The 25,909-nt window shown below is 33.9% G+C and carries 20 protein-coding genes; 2 read left to right on the forward strand and 18 right to left on the reverse strand.

The genetic code is table 11. The annotated features are described in order from the left end of the window. Positions 1 to 42 precede the first annotated feature (42 nt). From AEQSU_RS11335 to AEQSU_RS11365, 7 genes are all read right to left on the reverse strand, one after another. Positions 43 to 1,227: an aspartate aminotransferase family protein gene (locus AEQSU_RS11335; protein WP_014783005.1), complete on the reverse strand. Its 1,185-nt coding sequence runs from the start codon at positions 1,225 to 1,227 to the stop codon at positions 43 to 45. Then, positions 1,227 to 2,978, reverse strand: a complete 1,752-nt coding sequence (locus AEQSU_RS11340; protein WP_014783006.1) for an OstA-like protein — start codon at positions 2,976 to 2,978, stop codon at positions 1,227 to 1,229. Before AEQSU_RS11340 ends, AEQSU_RS11335 begins: the two co-directional genes overlap by 1 nt. Positions 2,979 to 3,096: 118 nt before the next feature. After that, positions 3,097 to 4,371 (reverse strand): adenylosuccinate synthase, encoded by a 1,275-nt coding sequence (locus tag AEQSU_RS11345; RefSeq protein ID WP_014783007.1) that lies wholly within the window; start codon positions 4,369 to 4,371, stop codon positions 3,097 to 3,099. A gap of 6 nt (positions 4,372 to 4,377) precedes the next feature. After that, entirely contained in the window at positions 4,378 to 4,848 is a 471-nt protein-coding gene (locus tag AEQSU_RS11350) for a Fur family transcriptional regulator (RefSeq protein WP_014783008.1), read from the reverse strand. A gap of 137 nt (positions 4,849 to 4,985) precedes the next feature. Further along, complete coding sequence (locus AEQSU_RS11355; RefSeq protein WP_014783009.1) at positions 4,986 to 7,190, reverse strand: RelA/SpoT family protein; 2,205 nt, start codon at positions 7,188 to 7,190, stop codon at positions 4,986 to 4,988. 362 nt (positions 7,191 to 7,552) lie between these two features. Beyond that, positions 7,553 to 8,503: a T9SS type A sorting domain-containing protein gene (locus AEQSU_RS16210; protein WP_014783010.1), complete on the reverse strand. Its 951-nt coding sequence runs from the start codon at positions 8,501 to 8,503 to the stop codon at positions 7,553 to 7,555. Positions 8,504 to 9,001: 498 nt separating this feature from the next. After that, a complete protein-coding gene (locus AEQSU_RS11365) occupies positions 9,002 to 10,828 on the reverse strand; it encodes a WG repeat-containing protein (protein WP_014783011.1) in 1,827 nt (608 codons plus the stop codon). Positions 10,829 to 11,246: 418 nt separating this feature from the next. On the opposite strand from AEQSU_RS11365, the gene AEQSU_RS11370 reads away from it, so the two are divergent. After that, a complete protein-coding gene (locus AEQSU_RS11370; protein WP_014783012.1) occupies positions 11,247 to 12,218 on the forward strand; it encodes an IS110 family RNA-guided transposase in 972 nt (323 codons plus the stop codon). Positions 12,219 to 12,301: 83 nt separating this feature from the next. On the opposite strand, the gene AEQSU_RS11375 is transcribed toward AEQSU_RS11370, so the two are convergent. The 4 genes from AEQSU_RS11375 to AEQSU_RS16215 all read right to left on the reverse strand — a co-directional run bounded on the left by AEQSU_RS11375 (position 12,302) and on the right by AEQSU_RS16215 (position 16,104). Further along, positions 12,302 to 12,832, reverse strand: a complete 531-nt coding sequence (locus tag AEQSU_RS11375; RefSeq protein ID WP_014783013.1) for a hypothetical protein — start codon at positions 12,830 to 12,832, stop codon at positions 12,302 to 12,304. 669 nt (positions 12,833 to 13,501) lie between these two features. Beyond that, positions 13,502 to 14,119: a porin family protein gene (locus AEQSU_RS11385; protein ID WP_014782280.1), complete on the reverse strand. Its 618-nt coding sequence runs from the start codon at positions 14,117 to 14,119 to the stop codon at positions 13,502 to 13,504. Between the two features lie 166 nt (positions 14,120 to 14,285). Next, positions 14,286 to 14,909, reverse strand: a complete 624-nt coding sequence (locus tag AEQSU_RS11390) for a hypothetical protein (protein WP_014783014.1) — start codon at positions 14,907 to 14,909, stop codon at positions 14,286 to 14,288. A 310-nt stretch (positions 14,910 to 15,219) separates the two neighbouring features. Then, positions 15,220 to 16,104 (reverse strand): peroxiredoxin family protein, encoded by an 885-nt coding sequence (locus AEQSU_RS16215; RefSeq protein WP_014783015.1) that lies wholly within the window; start codon positions 16,102 to 16,104, stop codon positions 15,220 to 15,222. Positions 16,105 to 16,207: 103 nt separating this feature from the next. Between AEQSU_RS16215 and AEQSU_RS11400 the strand changes: the two genes are divergently transcribed. Next, entirely contained in the window at positions 16,208 to 16,675 is a 468-nt protein-coding gene (locus AEQSU_RS11400) for a hypothetical protein (protein ID WP_042491946.1), read from the forward strand. Between the two features lie 378 nt (positions 16,676 to 17,053). On the opposite strand, the gene AEQSU_RS11405 is transcribed toward AEQSU_RS11400, so the two are convergent. From AEQSU_RS11405 to AEQSU_RS11440, 7 genes are all read right to left on the reverse strand, one after another. Then, positions 17,054 to 18,304, reverse strand: a complete 1,251-nt coding sequence (locus AEQSU_RS11405) for a TlpA family protein disulfide reductase (protein ID WP_014783016.1) — start codon at positions 18,302 to 18,304, stop codon at positions 17,054 to 17,056. Positions 18,305 to 18,534: 230 nt separating this feature from the next. Beyond that, positions 18,535 to 19,659, reverse strand: coding sequence for a hypothetical protein (locus tag AEQSU_RS11410; RefSeq protein WP_014783017.1), 1,125 nt, complete (start codon positions 19,657 to 19,659; stop codon positions 18,535 to 18,537). A 170-nt stretch (positions 19,660 to 19,829) separates the two neighbouring features. Further along, positions 19,830 to 20,582 carry a hypothetical protein gene (locus tag AEQSU_RS11415; protein ID WP_014783018.1) on the reverse strand — a complete coding sequence of 251 codons (753 nt, stop codon included), beginning with the start codon at positions 20,580 to 20,582 and terminating at the stop codon, positions 19,830 to 19,832. Continuing rightward, positions 20,582 to 21,562: a DNA cytosine methyltransferase gene (locus tag AEQSU_RS11420; protein ID WP_014783019.1), complete on the reverse strand. Its 981-nt coding sequence runs from the start codon at positions 21,560 to 21,562 to the stop codon at positions 20,582 to 20,584. Before AEQSU_RS11420 ends, AEQSU_RS11415 begins: the two co-directional genes overlap by 1 nt. Positions 21,563 to 22,385: 823 nt before the next feature. After that, positions 22,386 to 23,483, reverse strand: coding sequence for a restriction endonuclease subunit S (locus tag AEQSU_RS11430; protein WP_014783020.1), 1,098 nt, complete (start codon positions 23,481 to 23,483; stop codon positions 22,386 to 22,388). A gap of 20 nt (positions 23,484 to 23,503) precedes the next feature. Next, positions 23,504 to 25,531, reverse strand: a complete 2,028-nt coding sequence (locus AEQSU_RS11435) for an HsdM family class I SAM-dependent methyltransferase (protein ID WP_014783021.1) — start codon at positions 25,529 to 25,531, stop codon at positions 23,504 to 23,506. Beyond that, positions 25,531 to 25,725 carry a helix-turn-helix domain-containing protein gene (locus tag AEQSU_RS11440; RefSeq protein WP_014783022.1) on the reverse strand — a complete coding sequence of 65 codons (195 nt, stop codon included), beginning with the start codon at positions 25,723 to 25,725 and terminating at the stop codon, positions 25,531 to 25,533. Before AEQSU_RS11440 ends, AEQSU_RS11435 begins: the two co-directional genes overlap by 1 nt. Between the last annotated feature and the right edge of the window lie 184 nt (positions 25,726 to 25,909).

Below are 25,909 nucleotides of genomic sequence, written 5' to 3' on the forward strand. Positions count from 1 at the left end.
GGTAGGCTGTAAAGAGTTAAAAACAAAGGTTTTGAAGTGATTTTATTGCTTTTGAATGCTATTTAAAACATCTGTCAGTATTTTGCAACCTTCTTCAATTTCGTCATTACTAATGGTTAATGGCGGTGTAATACGAATAGCGCGACCTTCAAAAAGAAGCCAAAAAAGTATCAATCCTCGGTCTTTACAGGCGAGAATTACTTCGGAAGTAATCTCTGGATTTTCCATCATTGCAGCCAGCATCAAGCCTCTGCCGCGAACTTCTTTTATTAATGGATGCCTTAGAAGTCTTCTGAAAAGTTTTTCCTTTTGAAGTGTTTGTGCAATAATGTCAGTCTCTGTTAATTCCTGAAGCGTTGCCAAAGCCGCTGCTGCAATCACTGGATTTCCACCGAAAGTAGTGATATGTCCCAGTTTTGGATTATCCTGAAGCAAGGCCATAACTTCGTGTGAAGCTGTGAAAGCACCAATTGGCAGACCGCCGCCCATTCCTTTGCCCACTACTAAAATATCTGGAAGGATTCCGAAATGTTCAAAGGCGAAAAGTTTTCCAGTACGCCCAAAACCTGGCTGAATTTCATCTAAAATTAAAAGCGTTCCAGTTTCATCGCAGCGCTGACGCACTTTTTTTAAATAATCATTTTCAGGCTGAATAAAGCCTGCGCCACCTTGAATGGTTTCCAAAATAATCGCAGCCGTTTCTGAAGTTATTTTTTGAAGATCTTCTTCACTATTAAAGTTTAAAGGGAAACAATCAGGAACCAAAGGCTTGAAGGCATTTTTTCTTTCTTCGTTACCCATAACGCTCATGGAACCCATTGTGTTTCCGTGGTAAGCGTGGTTTGCGTAGAGAATTCTGCTGCGTCCCGTTGCGCGACGAGCCAATTTTAAAGCGCCTTCAATGGCTTCTGTACCACTGTTTACGAGATAAGTTGTGTTTAAGTTCTTCGGAAGATTTTCAGCAATTAATTTTGCAAGTGCTACAGGTTGATCCTGAATATATTCGCCATAAACCATGACGTGTAAATACTTTTCCGCTTGATTTTTTATAGCTGAAACCACTCGCGGATGGCAATGCCCAAGTGTGCAAGCAGAAACTCCTGCAACAAAATCGAGATGTTTTTTTCCTGAAGTGTCGTAAATATAGCTTCCGCTGGCGTGTGAAATTTCTAAAGCCAATGGGTGCGGCGTTGTTTGTGCTTGATATTTGAAGAAATCCTCAGTCATTAGTTTCCAGTTTGAATGGAATCATTCATTTTCTGCTGAATGGAATCCTGCTTCGCCTCACTCTCCAAAGTTTCCGGTTTTGGGTCGTCCGGTCGGTTTTGTAAATCTTTCGGACTTAGTTTGGATTCCTTCGGTAGCTGAACTTTATCTTCAGGAATATCTTCAAAAAATTCGCCTTCGTCTTTTGGCAGAGGAATTCCTGTTATTTTTGGAAGTACTGGCGCGGGTTTTCCTTTAAATAAATCTTCAACTGAATACAATCGTTCCTCACCACGCCATTGAAATCCTGGAAGAATCCGTGCGTTTTCAGGTAACATTGAAGGAGGATATACTTTTCCATCAGCCTTTTTTATAAAACGAATTCCTGTGATTTGCTGTTCTTCCAAATACATTTGGATGGAACTGGAAACTGTATTGTTTATGCCGACCAACTCATCCTTATCATTTCGAGAATAATAAATTACTTGGGCGTTTTTATTGATGTTTACGGTGTCCAATTCATTATTGGTGAAAAGTCCAATGAGCCGTTCGCCCTTTACTTGGTTGAAACCTATACTATCTTTTTGGACCAAAAAAGCGTTGTTGAAAACCTTTAAAGTATCGAGTTTGTCTGTGATTGTGTCTGAAAGAAGATGAATGGTATCGCCAATCATTTGGCTTTCACCGCTCCAAAGTACAGGATTTCGTATGAGTTTTGTGATGCCTCGTTTTTGATTTATATATATTGAGTCACATTTTCCGCTTGTTGGTTCATCACCCACTTTTCCTGGTTTGAAGAGTCTTGCTCGATAAAATCCTTTTACAATTCTGTTTTCCGGTTTTCCGGTTACTCTGAGCGTATCGGCGTGAACGTAAATAGAATCGCCATCGCGAACGGTAATGGCAACGGCTCGTTTCGTAATAAAAACAGAATCTTTTGCACGGTAAACTTCAGCATAATGACCACGAATTACACTTTTATTAATAGTGTCCAAAACCCGAATATTGTTGGTGGCAGAGGCGAAGCTTTTGTTTCTATCAAAATAAATACTGTCGCCGTAAAGCGTTCGATTTTCGTAATCTACTTTTGAATTTTTCACGAAATAACCAGTATCGCCACGCGTATCGTAATAGCCTCGTTCGCAGTAAACCGTGCTGGTTTCGCTTACAATAGTTGAAGGGCCATAAAGATATGCCGCGCCAGTATCTGAATAAAAATCTAGTTGGTTGCTGTTGACAGTATATTTTGGATTGACGATTTTTACGTCTGAAAGAAACTGATATTTTTTACTTTCGACGAAATATCTGCCCGAACGACTGGTCAAAACACTCGCCGTGTCGCGAACGGTGCCGCCAGTTCTGTAATAAGCTTGCTGTTTTATTCTGTCGAAGTAGAGGGTGTCTGTTTGAAGCGTGGTTTTTGGTTCAGTTAAAACTACGTCGCCACTGGCAAAGGCGAATTGAGTGTTACCATTATATTCAGCGTATTTGCTGTTCATAGTCATGGTATCGCCTTGAGAAATCTTCACCATACCGTAAGCCTTGACAAAGTTACTTTTCAAGTAAACAAAAGCTTGGTCGCACCACATTTCCACACCTTCGTGAACAATGTAAACCTGCCCTGTATCGTCTTTAGTATAAATTGCTGCATCGGGAAATTCGGGACGCAATTCAAGATAACCAGATTGAATATCAACCTTTTGTTTTTCCTGTGCGGAAAGATTTATTCCGAAGAAAAGAAAAAGTAGAATATATGCTGATATTGCTTTCAAATGCTAAATTAACTTTTATTAATCTTCAAGATGTTTTCAAATAGCTACGAGTTCTTTTCCATTGGAGAACCAGCGAAAATCTGGCATGACCCTAATCCAAATTCCTATTGTCTAATCCCTATTTTCTGTGAATAGTCTGCTTTCTATCTGGTCCTACAGAAACAATTTTGATTGGCACATCAAGTTCTTTTTCAAGATACTCAATGTAATCATTCAGTGCTTGTGGCAGTTGAGAAGCTTCGCTCATTTTGGTTAAATCTGCTTTCCAGCCTTTCATTTCGGTGTAGATTGGTGTTACGTTTTCAGCTTCAATGTTGTAAGGAAAATGTTGAATTGTATCACCCTTGTAATTGTAAGCGGTGCAAATTTTTAGCTTTTCAAAACCGCTCAAAACATCGGCTTTCATCATAATAAGTTGTGTAACTCCGTTTACTTGAACGGCATAGCGCAAAGCTACTAAATCCAACCAACCGCAACGTCTTGGACGACCTGTAACGGCGCCAAATTCGTTACCTATTCTCGCCATGTTTTCGCCTACTTCATCAAAAAGTTCGGTAGGGAAGGGGCCACTTCCAACTCGGGTTGTGTATGCTTTGAAAATTCCGAAGACATCTTTAACCTTGTTTGGCGGAACACCTAAACCTGTGCAAGCTCCTGCTGCTGTTGTGTTTGACGATGTTACAAAAGGATAAGTTCCAAAATCAATATCTAGTAAGGAACCTTGTGCGCCTTCAGCTAAAATGGTTTTTCCTTCCTTTTGAGCTTGGTGCAAATATTCTTCGCTATCAATAAAAGTTAGGGTTTTCAATGTTTCAACTGCTGCGAAAAATTCAGCTTCAAGATCTGCTAAATCATATTGAACATCTACATTATAAAAAGATATCATCGCTTCGTGCTTGTCTGCCAAAGCCCGATATTTATCTTGCCAATTTTCCAGTTCTAAATCGCCGATACGAATTCCGTTACGACCAGTCTTGTCCATATACGTTGGTCCAATCCCTTTTAGAGTAGAACCAATTTTCGCTTTTCCTTTAGAAGCTTCTGAGGCTGCATCCAGCAAACGGTGCGTTGGTAAAATAACGTGTGCTTTTCTGGAAACGATTAGATTTTTCTTGAAATCAATATTGAATTTTTCCAAGGCTTCCAATTCTTTTACGAAGACAACTGGGTCAATAACAACGCCGTTTCCGATGACATTCACAGAATTTTTGTGAAAAATCCCAGATGGTATGGTACGCAAAACGTGTTTTATTCCGTCAAATTCCAAAGTGTGACCAGCGTTTGGCCCGCCTTGAAAACGTGCAATTATATCATAGTTTTTTGTAAGGACGTCAACGATTTTTCCTTTGCCTTCGTCGCCCCATTGTAGTCCAAGTAGTAAGTCTACTGCCATAATTTGTTAGGAATTGTCCGCATCAGATTTTGCGGAGGTTTTTTTATTTCCGTAGAAATAAAGTGAATGATTGGTTATTTCAATATCGAAAACTTCTTCGATTGTTTTTTTTATGCTTTGAATTCGCGGATCGCAAAACTCAATCACTTCACCGTCTGCAAGGATTACGTGATCGTGGTTGCGGTCAAAATATGACTTTTCGTAATGCGCTTGGTTTTGGCCAAATTGATGTTTGCGCACTAAGCCACATTCCAAGAGTAGTTCAATAGTATTGTAGAGCGTTGCACGGCTAACGCGATAGTTTTTATTCTTCATATTTATGTACAACGATTCAATATCAAAATGATCGTCGTGGTCATAAATTTCTTGAAGAATAGCAAAGCGTTCCGGCGTTTTACGGTGTCCTTTTTCCTCAAGAAAACCGGTAAAAACGTTCTTTACAATTGCCTGATTATTTAAATCTGTTTTTGAACTCATAATAAGTTTGCAAAGTTACTCAAATTTTGGAGGTGGCATTGGGGAAAGTCTACAAAATGAACCTTTCCAGATTAGCATTGAAACAAAAGGTCTTAAACTTTGGCGCTTACATCATCTGTCCTCAGTCATCCGTCTATTTAAACCCGTGTTACCTTATCAATTCCATTAATTTTCTTAATATTCTCCATCAAATTGGTTAAGATGGCTTTGTTTTTAACTACCACAACTATTTTTCCAGTGAAAACCCCGTCATTACTATCAAAGTGAACGCTTTTCATATCTATATGAAGGTTGCTGGAGATTACTTTGGTCACTTCATTTACCAAGCCGATGGTGTCTATTCCGCTAATGGTTAAATCTGCCTTAAACTCTCGTTGTGTACTGTCAATCCATTTTGCGGGCATAATCCGATAGCTGTAATTTGCTTGAAGTTGTACGGCATTCGGGCAGTTTGATTTATGAACTTTTATACCTTCAGTTACGGTTACAAAGCCGAAAACATCGTCGCCCGGAATAGGATTGCAGCAGTTCGCCATTTTGTAATCCAGCTTGTCTTCGTTTTTACCGAAAACGAGTTGGTCAAATTTTTCAGTTATTTCTTCTTTGTGAACATCTTCCGGTTTATCTGGTTTTCTAATTCTGTTTTTGAAGAAGCTAATAAAGGCATTGCTTCGCGAAGAGGCGAATTCCTTGAGTTTTTGGTTATCTATAATTCCTGCGCCAACGCGATAATACAAATCTAAACTCGTTTTTACTTTGAAGAAAACAACCAATTGATTGATGGTGTTTTCGTCTAAGTTTAATTTTAATGATTTTAATTTTCGCTGCAGAATTTCTTTTCCTTCTTCCGCAAGTTGTTTCTTTTCGTCTTTTAATGACGATTTAATTTTGGAGCGAGCGCGTCCTGTTGTTGCGTAATTAAGCCAGTTTGCTGTAGGTTTAGCGTTTTCTGAAGTAATTATTTCTACTTGATCTCCACTTTTTATCTCGTGGCTCAATGGAACAAGTTTTCCGTTTACTTTAGTTCCACGAGTGTGCATCCCGATTTCGGTATGAACGTGAAAGGCGAAATCTAAAGCCGTTGCGCCTTTTGGGAGTGAATATAAATCTCCTTTTGGAGTGAAAACGAAGATTTCCTTGGCGTAAAGATTCAGTTTGAATTCTTCCACAAAATCTACAGCACTTATTTCTGAATTTTCCAGCGTGTCTTGTAGTTTGTCCAACCAATTTTCGAGTCCGCCGTCGTCTTTTTCTTTGTTTTTGTATTTGTAATGAGCAGCGAAACCTTTTTCAGCAATTTCGTTCATCCGTTCGCTACGGATTTGTACTTCCACCCAGCGTCCTTTCGGTCCCATAACTGTAATGTGCAAGGCTTCGTAACCTGTGGATTTTGGTGAAGAAATCCAGTCGCGTAACCTGATTGGGTTTGGACGAAAATGATCTGTTACAATGGAATAAATTTTCCAAGCGAAGAATTTTTCGTTTTCTGGTGGGCTTTTATAAATAATCCGAACGGCGAATTTGTCATAAACTTCCTCAAAGCCTACGTTTTGCGCCAACATTTTTCTTCGGATGGAAAAAATAGATTTTGGTCGACCTTTTATTTCGTATTGCAATTCTTCAGAGTCTAAGGAATCTTTTATAACTTTTGTGAAAGCGTCTATATAAGCATCTTGTTCTTCTTTACTTTCTTTAATTCGGCTTAAAATATCTGCGTAAACTTCTGGTTCGGTAAATTTTAAACCTAAATCCTCAAGTTCAGATTTTATGTTGTAAAGCCCAATGCGGTGGGCGAGGGGAGCGTAAATATAAAGCGTTTCCGAAGCTATTTTCCGCTGTTTGTCTGGCGGCATGCTGTCCATGGTTTGCATGTTGTGAAGACGATCTGCAATTTTTATGATGATAACGCGAATGTCTTCATTTAGCGTAAGCAGCATTTTCCGAAAGTTTTCGGCTTGCATAGAAACATCTTCAGACATGGAAATGTGTGCAATCTTTGTAAGGCCGTCCACAATGCGCATTACGGCGGTGCCGAACATGCGTTCAATATCATCTAAAGAATAGGTTGTGTCTTCCACAACATCGTGCAAAAGTGCGGCGGCGATGCTGGTGGCGTCTAAACCGATTTCGGCAGCGACAATTTTTGCAACCGCAATTGGGTGAAAAATATAGGCCTCGCCACTTTTGCGGCGCTGGTCTTTATGAGCATCCACGGCAAGGTCAAAAGCGCTGCGAATCAGTTTTTTATCTTCTTTAGAAAGAGTTCTGTAACTAATCTTTAGCAACTGTTTGTACTGCTTAGCGAGCTCCTTTTTTTCTTCTTCTATCGCGGCTTCTGTCATAAACCTAAAAGTACTTATAAGTAATTTAATTGGCAAGAAAAATAAGTGTGGAGGCTTAGGTTCGGATTGGTGTATTTTGTAAAAAACAAATTGGCTTAGTAGATTTATTCGCCAAGAAAGCTATGGGTTATGTTTTCTAAAGAAGTTGCTTGATTTTTAAAATCATTCTTAATCTTGAATCGAGTTTTTCTAATGGATTAAATTGTTCAATTACCATTCTCTTTAATTATTTCAATTTATCGATTTTCATCTTTATCAATAGAGATTTCATTCTCGCTTTATTCTTCAAATCGTATGTCTCCGCATTATTGGTAGTTTCAAACTTGTAAAACTAAATATTATAAAGTATTGGTCAGTATTTATTACTTTTTAATGATTTTGTAAGTCTTAGTGTTATCTAAAACAAGGATATAAATTCCAGAAGCCAAATTAGAAATATTTAGCGTAGTATCTCCTAAGGTATTTATATCATATTCCATTAATGTTTTTCCCGCTACAGAAACAATTTTAATTAATTGAGGTCTCCATGCTTCGTTCCATTTAATAGTAATGTTACCATTGGTTGGATTAGGATATAGAGTGGTATTTGAGTAATTATTATTTTCAACCCCTACTACATCTTCAAACTGCCAAATATTTAAAGTTAAATCGTATCCTGTAGGGTCATATACATCTAGCTCGTCGCGGATAAATGGAAAAAAATCATTCTCACCTAGAAAAGCCTCCGTTATTTCAGCAAAGTATTCTTTTTCATTTGTGGCGGCATAGGCTTCTCTATAATAGTAAACTCCATTGCCAGCGTTATAGAGAACAGAATTATACAAACCATTTTGCTTTGCACTTTGGAATGCTTGAATAATGGGCGCATACGAAAAGCCTAAAACCCTATCGTGATAAGCATGTGCAAATTCGTGCATTACCATAAAAGGTTGGTTTAATGCACTCCAATTTATGAAATTATTGATGTTGGAAATTTCAATAGACTTCCATTTTTCAATATTATATCCATTGTCAATTAGCCATTGTAAATAAGGATGATAGGCAGATGCGCCGTTTGTGGTGTTCCAATCCACGAATATTTTTACTAATTTTAATTCATCTACAATGTCTTTTTTTAATTCAAGGTTAATAATCTCAGTTAATTTTGAGGTTAACAGCACAATAGCTTCATTTGTTTTTTGCGGATGGTTATTTAATGCGTCCTGCTCTATATAAACCTCAAAACCTTCAATACTCCGATACTCATACCCGTTAATTTGTGCAAAAATTAAACTAGGAATGATCAGTTGTAAAAAAAATAATATTTTTTTCATTTTATATTTTTTATGATACCACGATTTTCACGAATTTGTAAAAGATCGTGGTTTTATATTAAAAGTGATTTTTTACGTAACGGTTAGTATTAGAAACGTAGCGCGTTAAAAGACGTTACTTTTCGGTTAAATACTGAGCCAAATTTTTATATTTTTCTAATTATTTTTTCTTTTCCCGATTAGCCCACCGAAGGAATACAACCACCAAAATATAAAATAAAAACGCAGTGGTAAATTTAAAAATTTGGCGACCTTGAAAAAATGCCCGAACCTTCGTGTTAGCAACAACTCGCACTATGTTTTATATACATGAAAAGTAGCGCTGAAAATAAGCGATAACTTTTCGGATGAAACACAAGCCGAATTTCTAAATTTTACTAATTATTTTATTTTTGGGAATTTATCAAATTTAAAAATTTGGCGACTTCCCAAAAATGCCCGAACCTTTGTGTTAGCAATGACTTGCGCTATTTTTTATATATTTTTGGCAAATGTTATTTACAATTCTTTTCCGTATTTGGCTCCATATTCCTTAAGATCTTCTTTTATTAGTTCAAATTTACTAATAGCTGAGCTCATAAACTGCCCAGTATATTCATTATTGTTTAATAAACATTCGATAAAATCAAGTATTGTCTCTTTTTTTCCTTTAATAATATCATAGTCATTCCAATGATATTCAGTTCCTTCATAATATATCATTGCATCGATTAAATCCCAATATCTATTTGCTAATAAAACTTTAAGAATGTCTCTATTTGGCTGTACTCCATCACAATATGAGGTTTTTGGTTCTATACGACCTCTTAAAACTTCACGATTTTCTTTAAAAAATTTGAGAAGGATTTCAGAAGTCGTTTCTCTATCAGAATCTTTATCTTCGCCATAGTAATTCAGAATATTTTCAATTAAATATTTACTTGAAAACTCTGAATAACCTATCCATTTTTTAAATAATGAAGGTAATTCTTCTTCGTTTGTGGTTTTATATCCAGCATCTTTTTCTAAAGAAATTGGGTTTATGTTTTTATCAATGAAATATCTTTTACCTTTAAATTGGACTACTGAATATTTATCAGACCTAAAAGAATATGCTTTTTCAAAAAATATAGGACTTAGATATTCACCAGATCTATTAATATAAGATTCTTTACCACCAACTTCAACGACTGCATTAAAATCATTCGAATTAAATTTTTGCGCTTCGTCGAATTTTAAATCTGTTATAATATTTCCTTTTTTATCAACATAACCAAATTTAGTTTTTTTATAATCTTCACGTTTTGCAATGACCCCTAATTCATCATCTTCTATATAGTTCGCTACAATTTTATAGTCATTTATAAACCACTCATAATTCCCTTTTAAATCTATAAGACCATAATTTTTGCCACTACTATGATGTTCCCTTTTAATTGAAGCTATTCCATCTTTTGTGAATTCCCCTATAGTAATATCTTTTAAGCCTAATTTTTGAAAATTTAAAATTTCGTTTCCATTTTTATCTAAAACTCCTTTTACTTTTAAATAGGCATAAACTTGCTCTACCACATTCTTGTCAAATATAAGGTCTCCGTAGGCTGTATATCCATTATGATAACCCTTTATCATTTTACCTCCTTTGTAATCATAAACAACTTCTCCCTTTGTATTGATTGCAATTGGAAAAGAAGCTTTTGTTGTTGCTCCAGGTAAGGAATATAGTTTGTAAAAAACCACAATATCGTTATCAAATTTTCTTGGAGAACTTTTGGCTAAATCATATTCAGATTGATAAATTATTTTACCATCAGTATTAATGATAATAAATTCAAAATGGTCTGTTCCTATAAAAGCAAATCCATTATTAAATTCCGGTAAGATTACATGCTTAGATGTTGTTTTATATATAACAGAATTTTGACTGTTTAAATATGCGGTCAAACCATCTTGATATTTTATTCGTCTTATAGTTTCAGAATTACTCAATAACTCTACTTTTTCACCATTTAACTGTAAATGGACGGGATCTTTAATTATTATTGGTTTTCTAGCTTCTATTATTGATTCGAAATATGAATTAACTTTGTTTTTTGATGATTGATTTGCATTGGAGTTCAAAAATTCTATTTTCAAAGATTCAGCATCTTTTGTTTTTCCAAGACAATTTAAAATTTTCATTTTCAAAAAAGCGTCATCAGAATTGAGATTGGAACTTAGGTTTAATACATCCAATGCTTTTTCAAATTCGAAGCCTCTATAGAGATTATAGGCTTTAGTTGATTGAGCATTTAAGTTCAAACCAAATAAAATTAAAATTATATTTAATAGTACAGTTTTTTTCATGAGTTATGTTTAATGTTCGTTAAGGCACATAGTTTACAAAGTTAAAGGGACATGCTTTACACTAGATTCTGACTTAGTCTAATTGATACTTGTTTATCTCTGATTTTATTTTCATTAAAGTAGCCTAAAAATACATCTCTGGAAAATTTCCAAGAATTTTCCAGATGAGCACAGACCCAGCAATGGTTTATACACGGCTTAAGTTTGATGTTTATTAAAAACACTAAATTAAGGCATATTAATCAGAAAGAACAAAAGAGCGGAATAAGGTTATTATATACGCAGAAGCATAGACTTCGTCAACATTGAAAATCCCCGCTCTTTTCTACACAGATTTCGTACAGTTCTATGAGGCTTCAGACCTCGATTTTAAGTCGTTGAAACTCGCGTAGGGTGTCCTTTCAAAAAACATTTTCTTATGAATAAAGATATAAAATATTTTGGGATCGACATCAGCCACTTGGTTTTCGATGTTACGGACTCCGAGGGCAATTACAATCAATTTAAAAACAATCCATCTGGCTTTAAGAAGTTTGCCAAACTCTTAGACCAAGAGAGCCATTGTGTGATGGAAGCTACGGGCTATTATCATTATCAGCTGGCATATTTTTTACTTGAATCCGGTATTAAAGTATCGGTAGAAAATCCATTGGCGGTAAAACGTTTTATACAGATGAAGCTGACCAAGAACAAGACCGACAAGAGCGACTCTAAACTTATATGTGACTATGCAGAGCAGGTAGCATTAAAACTCTGGCAAGGCAACTCCAAGCATCAAATTGAATGTCTGCAAATGACCAGACTCCTTGCTGTATATACAAAACAGAGCACGATGCTAAAAAATAAATTGCACGGGGAGAGTGTTTTAGGCAACCCTAGCAAAGCTGTTGTGAGTTCTTTAAAACGAAGTTTAAAACACGTTAAAAAAGAGCTGGAAGCCATAGAGACAAAATTATTGCTATTGGTAAAACAAGTGCATCAAGATGTTTTAACTCGTATAAAAAGCATCCCTGGGATCGGTGACAAAACAGCTATAATGTTAGTGGTTTTAACTGATGGATTTGATCGTTTTACAAGTGGAAGTGAATTATGCAGTTATGCAGGTCTGACCCCAATAATTCGGCAAAGCGGTAGCAGTTTAAAAGGACGTCCCCGCATCAGTAAGATTGGCAATCAAAAGCTCCGTAACCTATTATTTATGTGCAGTTTTAATGCCTGTAAATACAACAAGGCCTGTAGGGAGATTTATGAGCGCATAGTGGCCAAGGGAAAGAGTAAAAAATTAGCACTGATCGCAGTCTGTAATAAGCTGCTAAAACAAGCTTTTGCAATCGCAAAATCCGGATTAATATATGATGATACTTACAGAAGTACTTTAGTGAAAAATTAATGCATTTTTACTTGTTTTTTACCACAGTACTTTGTTGTGCAACGTTTTTATTCTATAATCAATTTTTTTTTAATCGAACACCATTAAAGGTCTTTTCCTCTTTTTCCACCTCTTTTTTCTATACTATCTGCTAAAGCTTCAAGCTCAATAATATCATAATCTTCAGCTAAATTCTCGTCATTAATTATTAAATATATAAAATCTAAAAGGGTTTCTTTTTTGCTATTAATAATTTCATATTTATTAAAGTCAACTGAATATTCTTTATCTATTGCTAATTGTTGTAAATATCCATATAGTCCACTTGATACAGAACGTTTAAGTAATTGTTCTCTTTCACGCAAACCTTCAATTCCGTCATCTACACAGATTAGTATATTACTATGTTTATTTAAATAATCTGACACTATTTTCTTTCTATTTGGGTCGTTTAAATCGGTTCCAATTTTTTTTAAAATTCCTCTATCAAACTCATCAGTTGGCGCAGTATTGCCCCAAGTTCTGTAACCAAGCATACAAATTTGTGAAGCTAATTCTTCATTGTCAGAGTTTTGAGCATTAATTGTATTAATTCCAATAAAAAACAGGATGACTATAAGGTTTATTATTTTCATATTGTTATTTTTAAATGTTTGCCAACGTTAAGCGGATATGATCCGTACCGTCTCAAGACCTTTTATAAAGATACTATAATTCGGAAAATTGGAATAGCTTTAAATGATATGCCGAAAAAAGGTATGGGTTATATCCGCCTGTTGTGTTTAGGTTTTTTGGGCCCACCCATGGATCTTTTGGCAACAACAAAACCGGAGTTTTGGCGACCCGGCATACAGCTGCTGCGCAAGAGTGCCTGGGCGATTTTTTGATATGCGGTTTATCCTTTGGATAAACAGCCGTCTCAAAAAGTAATTTTAAGCCCGCAATGCGCTAAAAATCAGGGCACAAAAGGCAGCGAACCCTTGACATCGTGATTTTTTTTCGCTACCTTGACCAAGTCTTCTTACGTTGACAACGTTTGGAAATGCCAATTTCCACGATGCAATCGACAAGACTTGGACGCACAAGTGCGTTTTCTGTCCAGATTTTCCCCGCTAAAAAACCAATTTAAAATTCGGCCAGAACAATAGGTCGGTAAAATTAAATGCAACGTTTGGTATAACCGCAGTTACGGCTAAATATACGAGGTTTTTCGGTTAAGCACGGAAGTTAGCAATTACGCGTGGATTCGGACGCAGTCGAATCCGCCGTAATTGCGGTTATACAGTGTTGCAAACAGTTTTTCCTCACAGTTTATAACTAAGGCCGAATTGTAAAACAGAACTTTTATTATTATCACGTTCAGTAATTCCATAATTATATCGAAGTCCAATTCGATAATTTTCTGCGAAGGTAAATCCTGCTCCAACATTCAGCGCAACTTCAAATTTATCATAATCATCATTTCCAAAATTGAAATCATCATTATTATCAGTTACATCTTGATTGATTACATATCCGAATTGTGGTCCCAATTCTAAATCGAAACTATCACTGAAATAATAATCAGCCATAATTGGAAGTAAAATCAAATTCTGCTTAATATCTGCTTTAAATCTATTGCCGAAAACAGGGTCATTAGGGTCACCCATATTTATGTTTTCTGAAAATTCAATTTCTGCATTTTGTGTTGAAAACAGCAATTCAGGTTTTATTCTAAAATTGTCAGTTAATTTAAAACTTAAAAATCCTCCAAGATGAAATCCAATTTTGGCATTTGTTTCTGCAGGAATGTTGTCATCAATAATTAGGTTGGAATAATTTAGACCTGCTTTTAATCCAAATTCGATTGGTTCATTTTGAGCTAAAACACTAAAGTTTATTAGCAGAGTAGTTATTCCGATTATCAATGTAGTCTTTTTCATTTCTGATTTTGTTTTAAATTGTTTGCAACGGTTTTGTATATGAGCTGTGGCGTGTTTTGGCACGAACCTCTCCAAATATAAACTAACTTTGGGAAATCCGCAGGATTTTCCAAGTGAGGACAGACCAAGCCATAGCTTATATACGGTGTTGTAAAACGTTTTTTCCTCACTCAATTTCCATATAGATTAAAAAGAATTGTGGTATTTTATATTTCTCATACCAATTTTCAATGTCTATTCCACCTTGCGAAACTTCACAATAACCTAAATTTCCTTTACTTGGGTCTCTATTTGGTGGCGTTATCAATGCGATTTGAAAAGGTTTATGCAGTTCAAATTCAAGACCGTCTGTTGTAATATTAATTTTTCTTAAACTAAAGTCGCCATCTTTAAACTCGCTTTTTGTGTCGAAGATTTTTTTGTTCAGAAATCTTGGGAAAAAGAAACCTATTTTTTCATAATTCAGAATATTTTGCGTGATTAAACTAAATTGAAAGGTTGTGTCTATTTTAGGTAATCTTTCTTTTTCTGTGTTTAAAACTACCAACTCATTAAATAATTTTCCGTTTTGGTATTCTTTAATGATTAATTTATAGTTTTTTCCGTTCAGGGATTTTTTGTCATTCTCGTTTAGTGAGAATTTTAATTTTTCAATCCCTTGAAAATAATTCATTTGTAGGTCATTATTTTCTTTTGGAAAATCATAATCGGCTTTCAGTTCAAATTTTTCTTGAGCTTGTGATATTAATGAGCCGAAAATCAAGGTCAATACTAAAATCAGTCTTTTCATTTTATTGTTATTTTGTTAATATTTTAAAGACGAAAAAAATTTTGTTGTGGTGCTAAATTTTTTTCTAAATGTTTTACAACGTTTAGTATAAAAGAAGTAGGGCTGAAAGTAAGTAATTACTTTTCGGATTATCACCAAGCCAAATCTTTTGCATTTTGTTATATATTATTTTTCTAAAAGCCAAATCAAAAGATTTGGCGACCTTGCAAATATGCCTGAAACATTGGGTTTAGCACAGACTTGCCCTATTTTTTTTATACATTGTTGCCCACAGTTATTTTTACCACACTTGATTTCCAATGATTTTTTTCTACATTAAATCAACTAATTTTTCTTTAATAGAATTTATATTTTTTAAACCACTTCCTTTCCATTTGCCTATTATCACACCATCTTTATCAATCAAAACTCTATGTGGAATGCCCCAAACAAAATATTCATTTTCAATGTCACTTTTATTTTCGACTGTTGAAATATTAATCCAATCCATATTATCTTTCAAAATTGCTTTTTTCCAGGAATCTAAATTTTCATCTCTGGAAATACCTATTATCTGCAATCCTTTATTTTTAAAATTTCTATTTATTTCGTCAAGATACGGACTATCTTCTCTGCAAGGCCCGCACCAGCTTGCCCAAAAATCTAGTAATACATATTTATTATTTTGAAAATCAGAAAGTTTTATTATATCACCATTTATATCTTTTAGAGAAAAAAGGGGTGCTTTACTATCAACTTTACTGTTTTTAAACTTTTCTAATGCAAGTTTCAGCTTTTTTCCTTTTTCAGAGTTCTGAATTTCCTTAGGAAAAAGTTTATATGTTTTTAAAAATTCATCATATAAATTCATTGCAGCTTGTGAACTAACCCACATAGCTATCAAATTTAAAGAATATTGGTGTTCTGAATTTTGTTGGGCAAACTTTAAATTATTCTGGAGTATTTTAACTAAATTATTGTCATACATTTCCCATAATTCTGTAATCTCATTTTGTTTCTCTTTAAGAATAAGACTGTCTGTAATTGTGATGATGAATTTATTTAAGTTTTCAATTTCAGATCTTAAAACAGTGTTTTGTTTGTTTAAATTTTCATTAATGCCTTTGATTTCAGTTGTAAGTTTTTCCTCTATAGAATTTTGTGCATTGCTAAAAGTTGTTGTAAAAATGAATAAAATCAATAGAATGTTTTTCATTGTGATTTAGGTTTTTTTTAATTGTGGGCAACGTTTAGTATAACCGCAGTTACGGATAAATATACGAGGTTTTTCGGATAAGCACCGACGGTAGCAATTACGCGTGGATTCGGACGCAGTCGAATCCGCCGTAATTGCGGTTATACATTGTTGCCCACAGGCTTTCCAGCGTTTTGTTTTTCCGATTATCGGACCGTATGGATGTTTTTTCTCGGTAGTAGCTCTAATTCTCTTGTCAGTTGCTCTAATTGTTAATTCACTCGCTATATTTGTTAATGCGGTCGCTCTAATTGTTAATGCACTTGCTGTATTTATTAATGCGGTCGCTCTAATTGTTAATGGAGTCGCTCTAATTGTTAATGCACTCGCTATATTTGTTAATGCGGTCGCTCTATTTGTTAATGCAGTCGCTCTAATTGTTAAAGAAGTCGCTTTATTTGTTAATGCAGTTCCGATATTTCTTTTTGCAGTTGCTCTATTTCTTAATGCAGTTCTGATATTTCTTTTTACAGTTGCTCTATTTCTTGAAGCAGTTCCGACATTTCTTAAAGCAGTTCCAATATTTCTTTAAACAGTAACTATAATCCTTTATGCAGTTCCGATATTACTAAAGACTGTTTTGTTATTTCTTTTAGCAGTCATTATAATTTTTTATTCAGTTCCAATATTTCAAAATTCTGTTCGATGTTTTAATAAATAGCTGAAATTTTTTCTAGCTTGTGGGCAACGGTTTTGTATAAGAATAGTAGGGCGGAAAAAAGGCGACTACCATTCGGTTAAACACAAGCCGAATTTTTAAATTTTTCTTATTATCTTTTTTGTTCAATAAGCCAAATTTAAAAATTTGGCGACCTTGCAAAAGTGCCTGAAACATTGAATTAAGCGACAATTGCCCTATTATTTTTATACGTTGTTGGCAACTGGCTTTCTGCGTTCAGATTGGTTTTTATTATAACTTTTCGTAAATATTAAACTCAATATCTTTTTTAGTTTTCTCTACAGATATTCCGTAAGAAAGCAAGTCTTTTTGCGCTTGTTCAAAATCGTTTTTATCAATGAGAAACTCATATTTACCGTCTAAATTAGTTTCGTCAACTAAAATTATATTATAGAATTGAGCTATGTTCTTCATCAATAAATTAATATCAACATTGGAAAAAGTTAAATATTTATCGTTATCGCCGGTATGTGACATAACTTCGCCACTTCCATTTTCTAATTTTGATTTGTCCCGAACTTTAAGAATATAAACAACCGCATTTTGAGTTTCAATTTTTTCTTGCAGGTCTAAAGCGGTCAAGATTTTCTCTTTGATTATTGTTAACTGTTCCATAAAAATTTCCATATCAAAATGTTCTTTTTTAAGGTTTGTGTTTAAGTAAAGAAGGTTAAAGTTTTTTTCTTCCAAATCGGTTGGAATTATTATCTCTGAAACTGGCTTTCTCGTAACCTTTGAAAGTATATTTTTTAGACCAGTATTTAAATCGATGTATTTTCCCGATGGCAATGAAAAGCTACTTGATTTTGGGTCGGATTTATCGGCAAAAGTTAGATTAAAAGAATAAATATTAGATTTCAATTCACTAAATTCTGTCAAAGTTTTTGATATGCTCGTTTTTATATATTTTTCGGATAATTTTTCATCTGTCTTTAAAGGTTTGGGTTTATTTTCTGGTTGCCAATTTGGGTCGCTAATTATTTTGTTTATGGTTTCTTTGTCTAATTCTTCTGGAATACCTATCCACCTAACCAAGTTGTTTTTATCAATTATTACGGTAGTAGGCAAAGAACTTATTTTATAATTTTTTTGAGTTTCTTTGCTTTGGTCACTTGCAACTATAGTCTCAAAATTAATTTTATTCATAATTCGTTTTGCTATTTTGGGTGTTTCATCTGTTAATGAAACGAAAGCAATATTTGAATTATCTTTAAATTCATTTTGTAATTGATTAAAATGTGGTACAGATTTTAAACAAGGTGCACACCAAGTTGCCCAAAAGTCAATAACTAAAAATTTATCTTTAAGCTCTTTATATTTTGGAATATTACTAATAAAATCCGTAATTTTTATATCCTCGACTTTTTCGCCAAGTACCAAATAATTTTCATTCAGTTTTGGTTCGGTTTTCTCTTTCTTTTTTTCTTTTTCTTGACAAGAAATCAACGTGAAAATTATCAGAAAGATTGTTAAATACTTCATATTTTGTTTTTTTTAGCTTGTTGCCAACGGTTAGTATAAAAGAAGTAGGGCTGTAAATAAGCAATAAATTTTCGGATTAACCACAAGCCAAATCTTTTGCATTTTGTTTTATATTATTGTTCTAAAAGCCAAATCAAAAGATTTGGCGACCTCATAAATATGCCTTAACCATTGGGTTTAGCACTTACTTGCCCTATTTTTTTTATACATTGTTGGCAACAGTGCTTCTTTTATTCACTATCCTTATTCTTTCTTTTCAGATGACTTGGAAAAATTACATATTTTAAATTTAAATCCATTTTATTATATGGCATTTGAAGTGTTTCAGAAGTACCAGTTTTATGAGCGCAATATTTGTTTACAATGCAAGCTCCACACTTTTCGCTATTAGCAATGAATTGAAAATTTTGTATTTTATTAATAACCAAATCTCTAACATTTGTATGTATGTTTTTTAAAGCCACTAAATTTTCGTCCGATTTAATTACTTTTACTGATACATTATGAATATATGGTTTCTCAAATTCATAATCATAAAACCAATATATTAAAATCCCATAATCAATTTTATAATCTAATATGTATTTTATGTACGATGAAAGTTGTATTAAATGATTAGAATAGAATGAATTTAGAGAAAAATTTTGTTCATTAAGTTTTCGTTCATAATATGGTGATTCTTTATCTAAATCTTTTTTTAAAAATTTAAATTTTTCTTCGACAACAAAATATTTATCATTTGGGTCTTTAAAAATATAATCAGGTTGACCAATGTAATTTTCTTGAGTATTAATAAAGTATTTGTTTTCTTTATCGTGACCAGAAAAGATTAATTTACAACTCTTAATTTTTCTTATAGTATTATTATTTAAAACACTATCTTCAAAATAGTCTGAAAATGATTCTTTTTCTAAATTTAACTTATTAATTAATCTTAATTTTTCGTGGAAATATTTCCCGACATTTCTTTTCTGTTTACCTGTTGGAAATTCTATTTCAAATGATTTGGATATCGAAAAACTTGCTGGGCAATAATCATAATTAGCTAAATCAGTTGCTGTTATAAAATCCTTTTCATTAAATGATTTTAATTTTATCTGTGATAAATCCTTTTTTATTTCAACTTCTTTCAATAATTCTTCTATAACTCCAGAATTGCTATATTTCCAAATCCATTTATCTACTGTAAAACCGTTTGGATAAGTGTCGACTCTTAATTCTTGATAATATCTTCCATAAATATCCTCAAGTTTATTTTTATAGCCGTTTATAAAATCTTGATTTGAAAAGCCAATTTTTTCAAATAAATAATCTAAAAAAATTCGCTGTTTTTCGCTAAATGGCTTCCAAATCATATTAGCTAAATTTAATTATTTTTTTGCATTGTTGCCAACGTTGATGTATATGAGATGTGGCGTGATTTAGCACGAACCTCTCCAAATATAAACTAACTTTGGGAAATCCAAAGATTTTCCAAAGTAGCACTTACCAAGCCATAGCTTATATACGGTGTTGGCAACTGGCTTTATTTCCGTTCTATTGTAACCCAAGATTTATCAAATCCGATTGCATCGAGTATTTTTTCCTTGTCCAATCTTTCGGGTTGTTTTATTGTTAAAATCAAGGTGTGTTCAGGAATTTCCTCGTGAATTGTAAATTGTGAACCGTGTGGTTGCCAAGTAAATCGTTTAGTTGTAGTTCCTTTTATAAAACCCTCCAAATTTCCTCGTGGATTCCAGATAAAATTGAAAAGTTCTGGGTCATATCGTATTGTGTCAAATTCAAATACTGCGACTTGTGAAAGGTCGTTTGATTTTACAAGTACAACAGTCCTTAAATTCTTGAATTTTTCCCGAACCGATGAAACTCGTTCATTCCAAATTTCCAGAACCTGTTCGCCAACTTCATTTGGGTCGGCAGTTATGTCAATTGTTCCGCCATAAGAGTAAACAGGCGAATTACGTCCAGAAATTAAGCGGACTTGTTTTAGATTTTTAAAATCTTTTACATTTGACTTTACGGTTTTTGCTCCGCAAGCTGTGTTTCCCATTACAACATCGTCAAGTCCGACATTTGAAGGTTTCCAATCCGCTCCGATGCAGATTGCAAAGATTTGTTCCCATTCCGAACCTTCAAGGTCGCCACGACCTTTGCTTGCTAAAAGATAAACGATTTCTTGTCCGAGCAAGTAGGGGAAATCTGAATTGAATTGGTTTAGTGGAAAAGCAGCAACCGATTTATTGACTGTTCTTAATTTTGGTGAGTTGCGTTTTGCCATTAACTTGGATTGTATTTTAAATCATATTCTCTCAAAACGCTTGCTGGTTCGAGCGTGCTTGCAACATAAGGAAGTAATTTTTGAACAACTGCCTTAATCATATTTACAGGTACTGCATTTCCTGCTTGTTTTTTTGCCTGCGCATCGCTAACAATGATTTTATACCAATCTGGAAAGCCTTGCAGTCTGAACATTTCTCTTGGCGTTAAACGTCTTTCTCCATTTACTAAAAGGTAATTATGCGAAGCTCCTGAACGAAGTGCGCAAGAATAAGGGTATGAACAAATATTACCCGATTTATTTTCGTGCCAAATTGATGGGTAATATGATGATTTATGCTTTTCTTTTCTTTTTTCTTGAATAAAATCGGACGCAAAATATTTTTCTTCCACTTTGGTTTCTAAAATTTCATTTAAAGATTTGTATGGTTTTTCGGGATTTGGAAACGTGAACATTATCGGTTCTCGGTGACCAACTATTACAACTCTTTCACGCTTTTGTGGTAATCCATAGTCTAAAGCGTTCAGGACGCTATATTGAACGTGATAACCTAAATCTTTTAGGGATTGAACAATAACTTTTAGAGTTTTTCCTTGGTCGTGTCCAACAAGTTGTTTTACATTTTCGAGAATAAATGCTTTTGGCCTTTTAGCTTCTATTATTCTTGCTATATCAAAAAAAAGTGTTCCTCTTGTGTCATTCAAACCTTTCATTTGTCCAATGATACTGAAAGGCTGGCAGGGAAATCCGCCAAAAAGAATGTCGTGGTCAGGAATATCTTTTTCATTGATTTTGGTAATATCTCCAAAAGGTTTTTCTCCAAAATTTGCTTCGTAACTTTCTTGAGCATATTTGTCAATGTCTGAAGAAAACACACAATCGGGCTGAATGTCGTTTTCTTCGCAAGCCTCCTCAAAGGCTACTCTAAAACCTCCAATTCCACAAAAGAGGTCAATAAATTTTAGTTTTTCTCTATACATATTGTAAAGATAATTATCTATTTAATTGATTTAGCTTAATTCCGAAATTTTAATTAACAGCCGAGCTTTTCTTTAGCTTGTTGCCAACGTTAAGCGGATATGATCCGTACCGTCTCAAGACCTTTTATAAAGATACTATAATTCGGAAAATTGGAATAGCTTTAAATGATATGCCGAAAAAAGGTATGGGTTATATCCGCCTGTTGTGTTTAGGTTTTTTGGGCCCACCCATGGATCTTTTGGCAACAACAAAACCGGAGTTTTGGCGACCCGGCATACAGCTGCTGCGCAAGAGTGCCTGGGCGATTTTTTGATATGCGGTTTATCCTTTGGATAAACAGCCGTCTCAAAAAGTAATTTTAAGCCCGCAATGCGCTAAAAATCAGGGCACAAAAGGCAGCGAACCCTTGACATTGTGATTTTTTTTCGCTACCTTGACCAAGTCTTCTTACGTTGACAACGTTTGGAAATGCCAATTTCCACGATGCAATCGACAAGACTTGGACGCACAAGTGCGTTTTCTGTCCAGATTTTCCCCGCTAAAAAACCAATTTAAAATTCGGCCAGAACAATAGGTCGGTAAAATTAGATGCAACGGTTAGTATATGAAAAGTAGGCGATTTCGAAGCACGAAACTTTCGGTTAAGCACAAAGTTTGATACGAGCCAAAAGCCTTGATTCTACTACTATTTCGCCTATTTTTTATATACATTGTTACCTGCTGGCTTTATTTTTTCGTCCGTCTGTTAGCGTTGGCAAGACATACTCTTTTGCAATTTTGGGCTTTAGCGTTGGCTGGTGCGAATTGCAAATGTGTATGGCTTTAAGCGTTGGCATTTTTAGTCATTTTATTTAATTCTTTCTTTTTTCTTTCTACATACAAAACAACGTCTTTAATTACCAATTTATGAATGGCAGAAATAACAGTTTCCATTTTTTCATAGTCTGGCTTATTGTCTTTTACTGGAAGTGAAATATTTAAAACATCAGCATCTTTTGCATAAAAATTTCTTCCATAATTAAATTGTCCGTTGTAAGATGATTTGTGAATTGCAGAAGTAACAAAGATTGATGCAAGCTTGGTCAAATTGTCAGTATGAACAACCGCAATATGGTCGTCTCCGCCATATTTGAAATTCCTGTATTTAGCTGAACCAAACATATCAATTGTTGTGGTGTTTTCTGAAAATAACTTTACGTTATTTCCAATAAATGCAGAAACGCCTTCGTCTGTTTCGCCTGCGGTTATAAAAGGTAAAGTGCCTTTTATTCTGTCTGCACTTTTAAGACGTTTTCCACGTGTAGATTTTCCAAAAAGATTTTCAAGATTAAAAACATCCCAATTTAATTTATCTAAATTACGTAGAGTATTTTTTTCGTTTTCAGATAAATGGTAATTACTTAATCCATTTTCTCTTAAAAATATATCTAGTTTATCAATACGGTCAATTTCTATTCTCGCTAAAGTGTTTTGAATAAAATCGAAATCTATACTTCCATTTTTTATAGGTAGTTGAATTTTTGTTTTATTCATAGCTACACGGTTAAATTTATTCCCGTAATCATACTTTTTAGAAGTTGAAATTATACTTGCAGAAATTATGGCACTTGCTATTGATTTATTGAATGGTTTAAATTTTGGAACTAAATGTTGAATATGAGAATACCCAATAAAATCTTTTTCTTGGTAAAACATAGTTTCTGCACCTAAAGTAGTGTCAGAACACGTAATAGAATTACCTATATTATTTGCTTCTAAATTAGAAAAACCCATTACACCATTGTCAATTGATGAGTTAGATACTAATGGAACTTTGCCATTTTCATTGATTATTTCTTCATTCTGTAATCGATAATATTTTGTTGGATTAATTTCAAATAAGTCACCTAATTTAAATTCACCCCACTCAACATTTTTCAGTTTTTCGTTAAGTGGGGATTCTACTTTCCCAAGCTATCACCTTTTTGTTTTAAAATAGTTCCTACTTCCCAAGTTAAATAATCACTTACTGTTTTTTTGAAATCTTTTATAGTAGGTTTGGTGTATATTGATGCGGATTGATTCCAATCCGCCCCATTATTTGGGTCTATTGTACCTTCGTAATATTCTTTTTCTGTAAAAATTATAAGTTTGCTTTTGCCAAAACGAACTAGGTTTACTACTTCTTCATAACGTTCTTTTGCTTTGTCTGTATCTTTTAAATTGTTACTTGCCTTTCTACGGTTGCTTCTTGTGTATCCATCATTTGAAAAATCAATAAATTTCACCATTTCATCTTTGTGGTGTTTTTCATTTACTTTAAAAACATAGATATTGGTGTTAACACTTGATTTACCAATAAAAATATCCACTGGCATTTTGATACTTGCTAAAAGCGTGTGTTTTGCCAAAATTCGTTTATTGTAGTCAATGGCTTTACCTGAACCTGACGAGTTTTGAATAATGATTGCACCATAACCTTTGTTCATCATTCCTAAAGCTTTTTCCACGAAGTTCATTCCGTTCCCCAAAGCGGAATAAGGCGGATTTAAGATAAAAGCATCAGCAGGGAATTTACTGTCTATTTTACCAAAACCATATTTTCCGTCAAAATCTTTTATTGAGTCAATGTTCAAGATATTAGAACTACCATCACCCATAAGTATCATATTCAAAATCGCTAACATATATATATCAGGAAGCAATTCTAAACCAAGTAATTGTTCTGCTTTAATTTTTATTTCTTTATGTGTGAGTTCTTCAGGCGATTTTACATTGTTTTTTGCATCATTAAGCATTTCATTCATTGCAGCAACCAATAAACCTGCTGAACCTGTCGCAAAATCCCATACATAAGAATCTTTGTTTACTCTTGTTAGTTTTACCAAAAGTGAGGCAACATAATTGGGTGTAAGCACAACATCATTTAGCTTATCTTGGGAAAATCCAAGCCAACCGTACATTTCATTAAAAAGCTTTCCTGTAAAGTCTGTCGTTAAGCCTATTTTGTAATAAATACCTAAATCATCTACAATTTTGGTAAACACTCTTTTAAGTTGACTTTCTCCATTTTCAACTTTGTTAATATTCTCCGTTGTTAATGTATTGTCTAAAGCTCTTGTAACAAATTGTTTCTTCTCGTTAGGTATATCTTTAATGTCTAAAAATGCTTTTATTTTTCGTAAAATAATATCACCATCTCTATTACCCTTTTCAACAGAAGATTTTAAATCAGATTTATCTAATGCAGTAACTTTATTAGGCACTCCGATTGTAGCCATAATTGATGCAGCAACTAAATAAACACGGTCTTTTTCACTGATTCCTTTTTCGTTGTCAAAAATATGTTGATTAAGTTTAGTAAGAGTTTGGTCAATTTCTCTTTCGCGTTGCTCTTTTAGTTTTTCAAGTTCTTCTCGTGAGAGTTGTAGCGTTTTTACTTTTCCAATAAATGCATCAAAGTTTTTTGGTGCTAAAAATGAAAAGTCCGAATATTCGTCAACTTTCTGTCCTGCACCCAAATTGCTTTTTGAAACATAATAAACGCCAATTTCTTGATGAATTTTCCCTGCTTCACTTTTGTAGCCTGTCATTCCGATAGCGATAATATCGGTATAACTAGTATGATGAAGCAAAGCGTTTGCATAATGAACCGCACCATTTACAGCAAACGAGTTGATGTTTTTAAAATTAGGTTCGTTTTTAGCTGTTCTATTTTCAACTTGTCCGTCTTTGTCAAGTTTTACGAGTTTGTCTTTATATCCCTTGTATTCAATAAGAATTGGGAAGAAGTCTAAATTTTTATCTTGCAGTAATATTTTAGCATCTGGTCGATTTGCACCTGCACCACCATTTTTCGTGAAATAGTCTGATAATGCTTTGTCAATTTCGGCATTTACAGATTCTTGCTCTAATTTATAAGGTAGCTTATATGATTTTAGCCATCCGTTTGCTAAATCCGCAATATTTGGTTCTATTGATTGTGCCATTATTTTTTTCTTTCAATTAGTAATTCTTTGACTTCCACATTTAAGATTTCCGCAATTATGTATAAATCTTCCAAACTCGGTTGTCTAACGTTACGAGCATATTCGTTAATCGTATTGTAACTTTTTCCTGTTTGTTTAGAAAGCCAAGTCTGTGAAATTCCTTTGTCTTTTAAGACTTCTTTAATTCGGTTCATTTGAAACCTAATTTTGTTTATTCGGGGTAAATATAGTAAAAGTTCCCTATTATACAGTGTAGATATTCATTGTATTGTCGTGGGTTGGAAAAGGGCAAGCTCTTTTAGTTTTTCAGCGTTGGCTTTTAGCGTTGGCAAAAAATAAATGTGCTTGACCGTGCGGTGGGCTTTTTTTTCAGCTTGC

Source organism: Aequorivita sublithincola DSM 14238, assembly GCF_000265385.1.
Lineage (GTDB): Bacteria > Bacteroidota > Bacteroidia > Flavobacteriales > Flavobacteriaceae > Aequorivita > Aequorivita sublithincola.

What these genes read in the sequence shown, in the direction of transcription:
- AEQSU_RS11405 (WP_014783016.1), bottom strand. Translation starts at nt 18,304, where the DNA reads ATGAAGTATTTAACAATCTTTCTGATAATTTTCACGTTGATTTCTTGT.
- AEQSU_RS11350 (WP_014783008.1), bottom strand. Translation starts at nt 4,848, where the DNA reads ATGAGTTCAAAAACAGATTTAAATAATCAGGCAATTGTAAAGAACGTT.
- AEQSU_RS11335 (WP_014783005.1), bottom strand. Translation starts at nt 1,227, where the DNA reads ATGACTGAGGATTTCTTCAAATATCAAGCACAAACAACGCCGCACCCA.
- AEQSU_RS11435 (WP_014783021.1), bottom strand. Translation starts at nt 25,531, where the DNA reads ATGGCACAATCAATAGAACCAAATATTGCGGATTTAGCAAACGGATGG.
- AEQSU_RS11385 (WP_014782280.1), bottom strand. Translation starts at nt 14,119, where the DNA reads ATGAAAAAGACTACATTGATAATCGGAATAACTACTCTGCTAATAAAC.
- AEQSU_RS11420 (WP_014783019.1), bottom strand. Translation starts at nt 21,562, where the DNA reads ATGTATAGAGAAAAACTAAAATTTATTGACCTCTTTTGTGGAATTGGA.
- AEQSU_RS11355 (WP_014783009.1), bottom strand. Translation starts at nt 7,190, where the DNA reads ATGACAGAAGCCGCGATAGAAGAAGAAAAAAAGGAGCTCGCTAAGCAG.
- AEQSU_RS11440 (WP_014783022.1), bottom strand. Translation starts at nt 25,725, where the DNA reads ATGAACCGAATTAAAGAAGTCTTAAAAGACAAAGGAATTTCACAGACT.
- AEQSU_RS11365 (WP_014783011.1), bottom strand. Translation starts at nt 10,828, where the DNA reads ATGAAAAAAACTGTACTATTAAATATAATTTTAATTTTATTTGGTTTG.
- AEQSU_RS11345 (WP_014783007.1), bottom strand. Translation starts at nt 4,371, where the DNA reads ATGGCAGTAGACTTACTACTTGGACTACAATGGGGCGACGAAGGCAAA.
- AEQSU_RS11410 (WP_014783017.1), bottom strand. Translation starts at nt 19,659, where the DNA reads ATGATTTGGAAGCCATTTAGCGAAAAACAGCGAATTTTTTTAGATTAT.
- AEQSU_RS11390 (WP_014783014.1), bottom strand. Translation starts at nt 14,909, where the DNA reads ATGAAAAGACTGATTTTAGTATTGACCTTGATTTTCGGCTCATTAATA.
- AEQSU_RS11415 (WP_014783018.1), bottom strand. Translation starts at nt 20,582, where the DNA reads ATGGCAAAACGCAACTCACCAAAATTAAGAACAGTCAATAAATCGGTT.
- AEQSU_RS11370 (WP_014783012.1), top strand. Translation starts at nt 11,247, where the DNA reads ATGAATAAAGATATAAAATATTTTGGGATCGACATCAGCCACTTGGTT.
- AEQSU_RS16210 (WP_014783010.1), bottom strand. Translation starts at nt 8,503, where the DNA reads ATGAAAAAAATATTATTTTTTTTACAACTGATCATTCCTAGTTTAATT.
- AEQSU_RS11375 (WP_014783013.1), bottom strand. Translation starts at nt 12,832, where the DNA reads ATGAAAATAATAAACCTTATAGTCATCCTGTTTTTTATTGGAATTAAT.
- AEQSU_RS16215 (WP_014783015.1), bottom strand. Translation starts at nt 16,104, where the DNA reads ATGAAAAACATTCTATTGATTTTATTCATTTTTACAACAACTTTTAGC.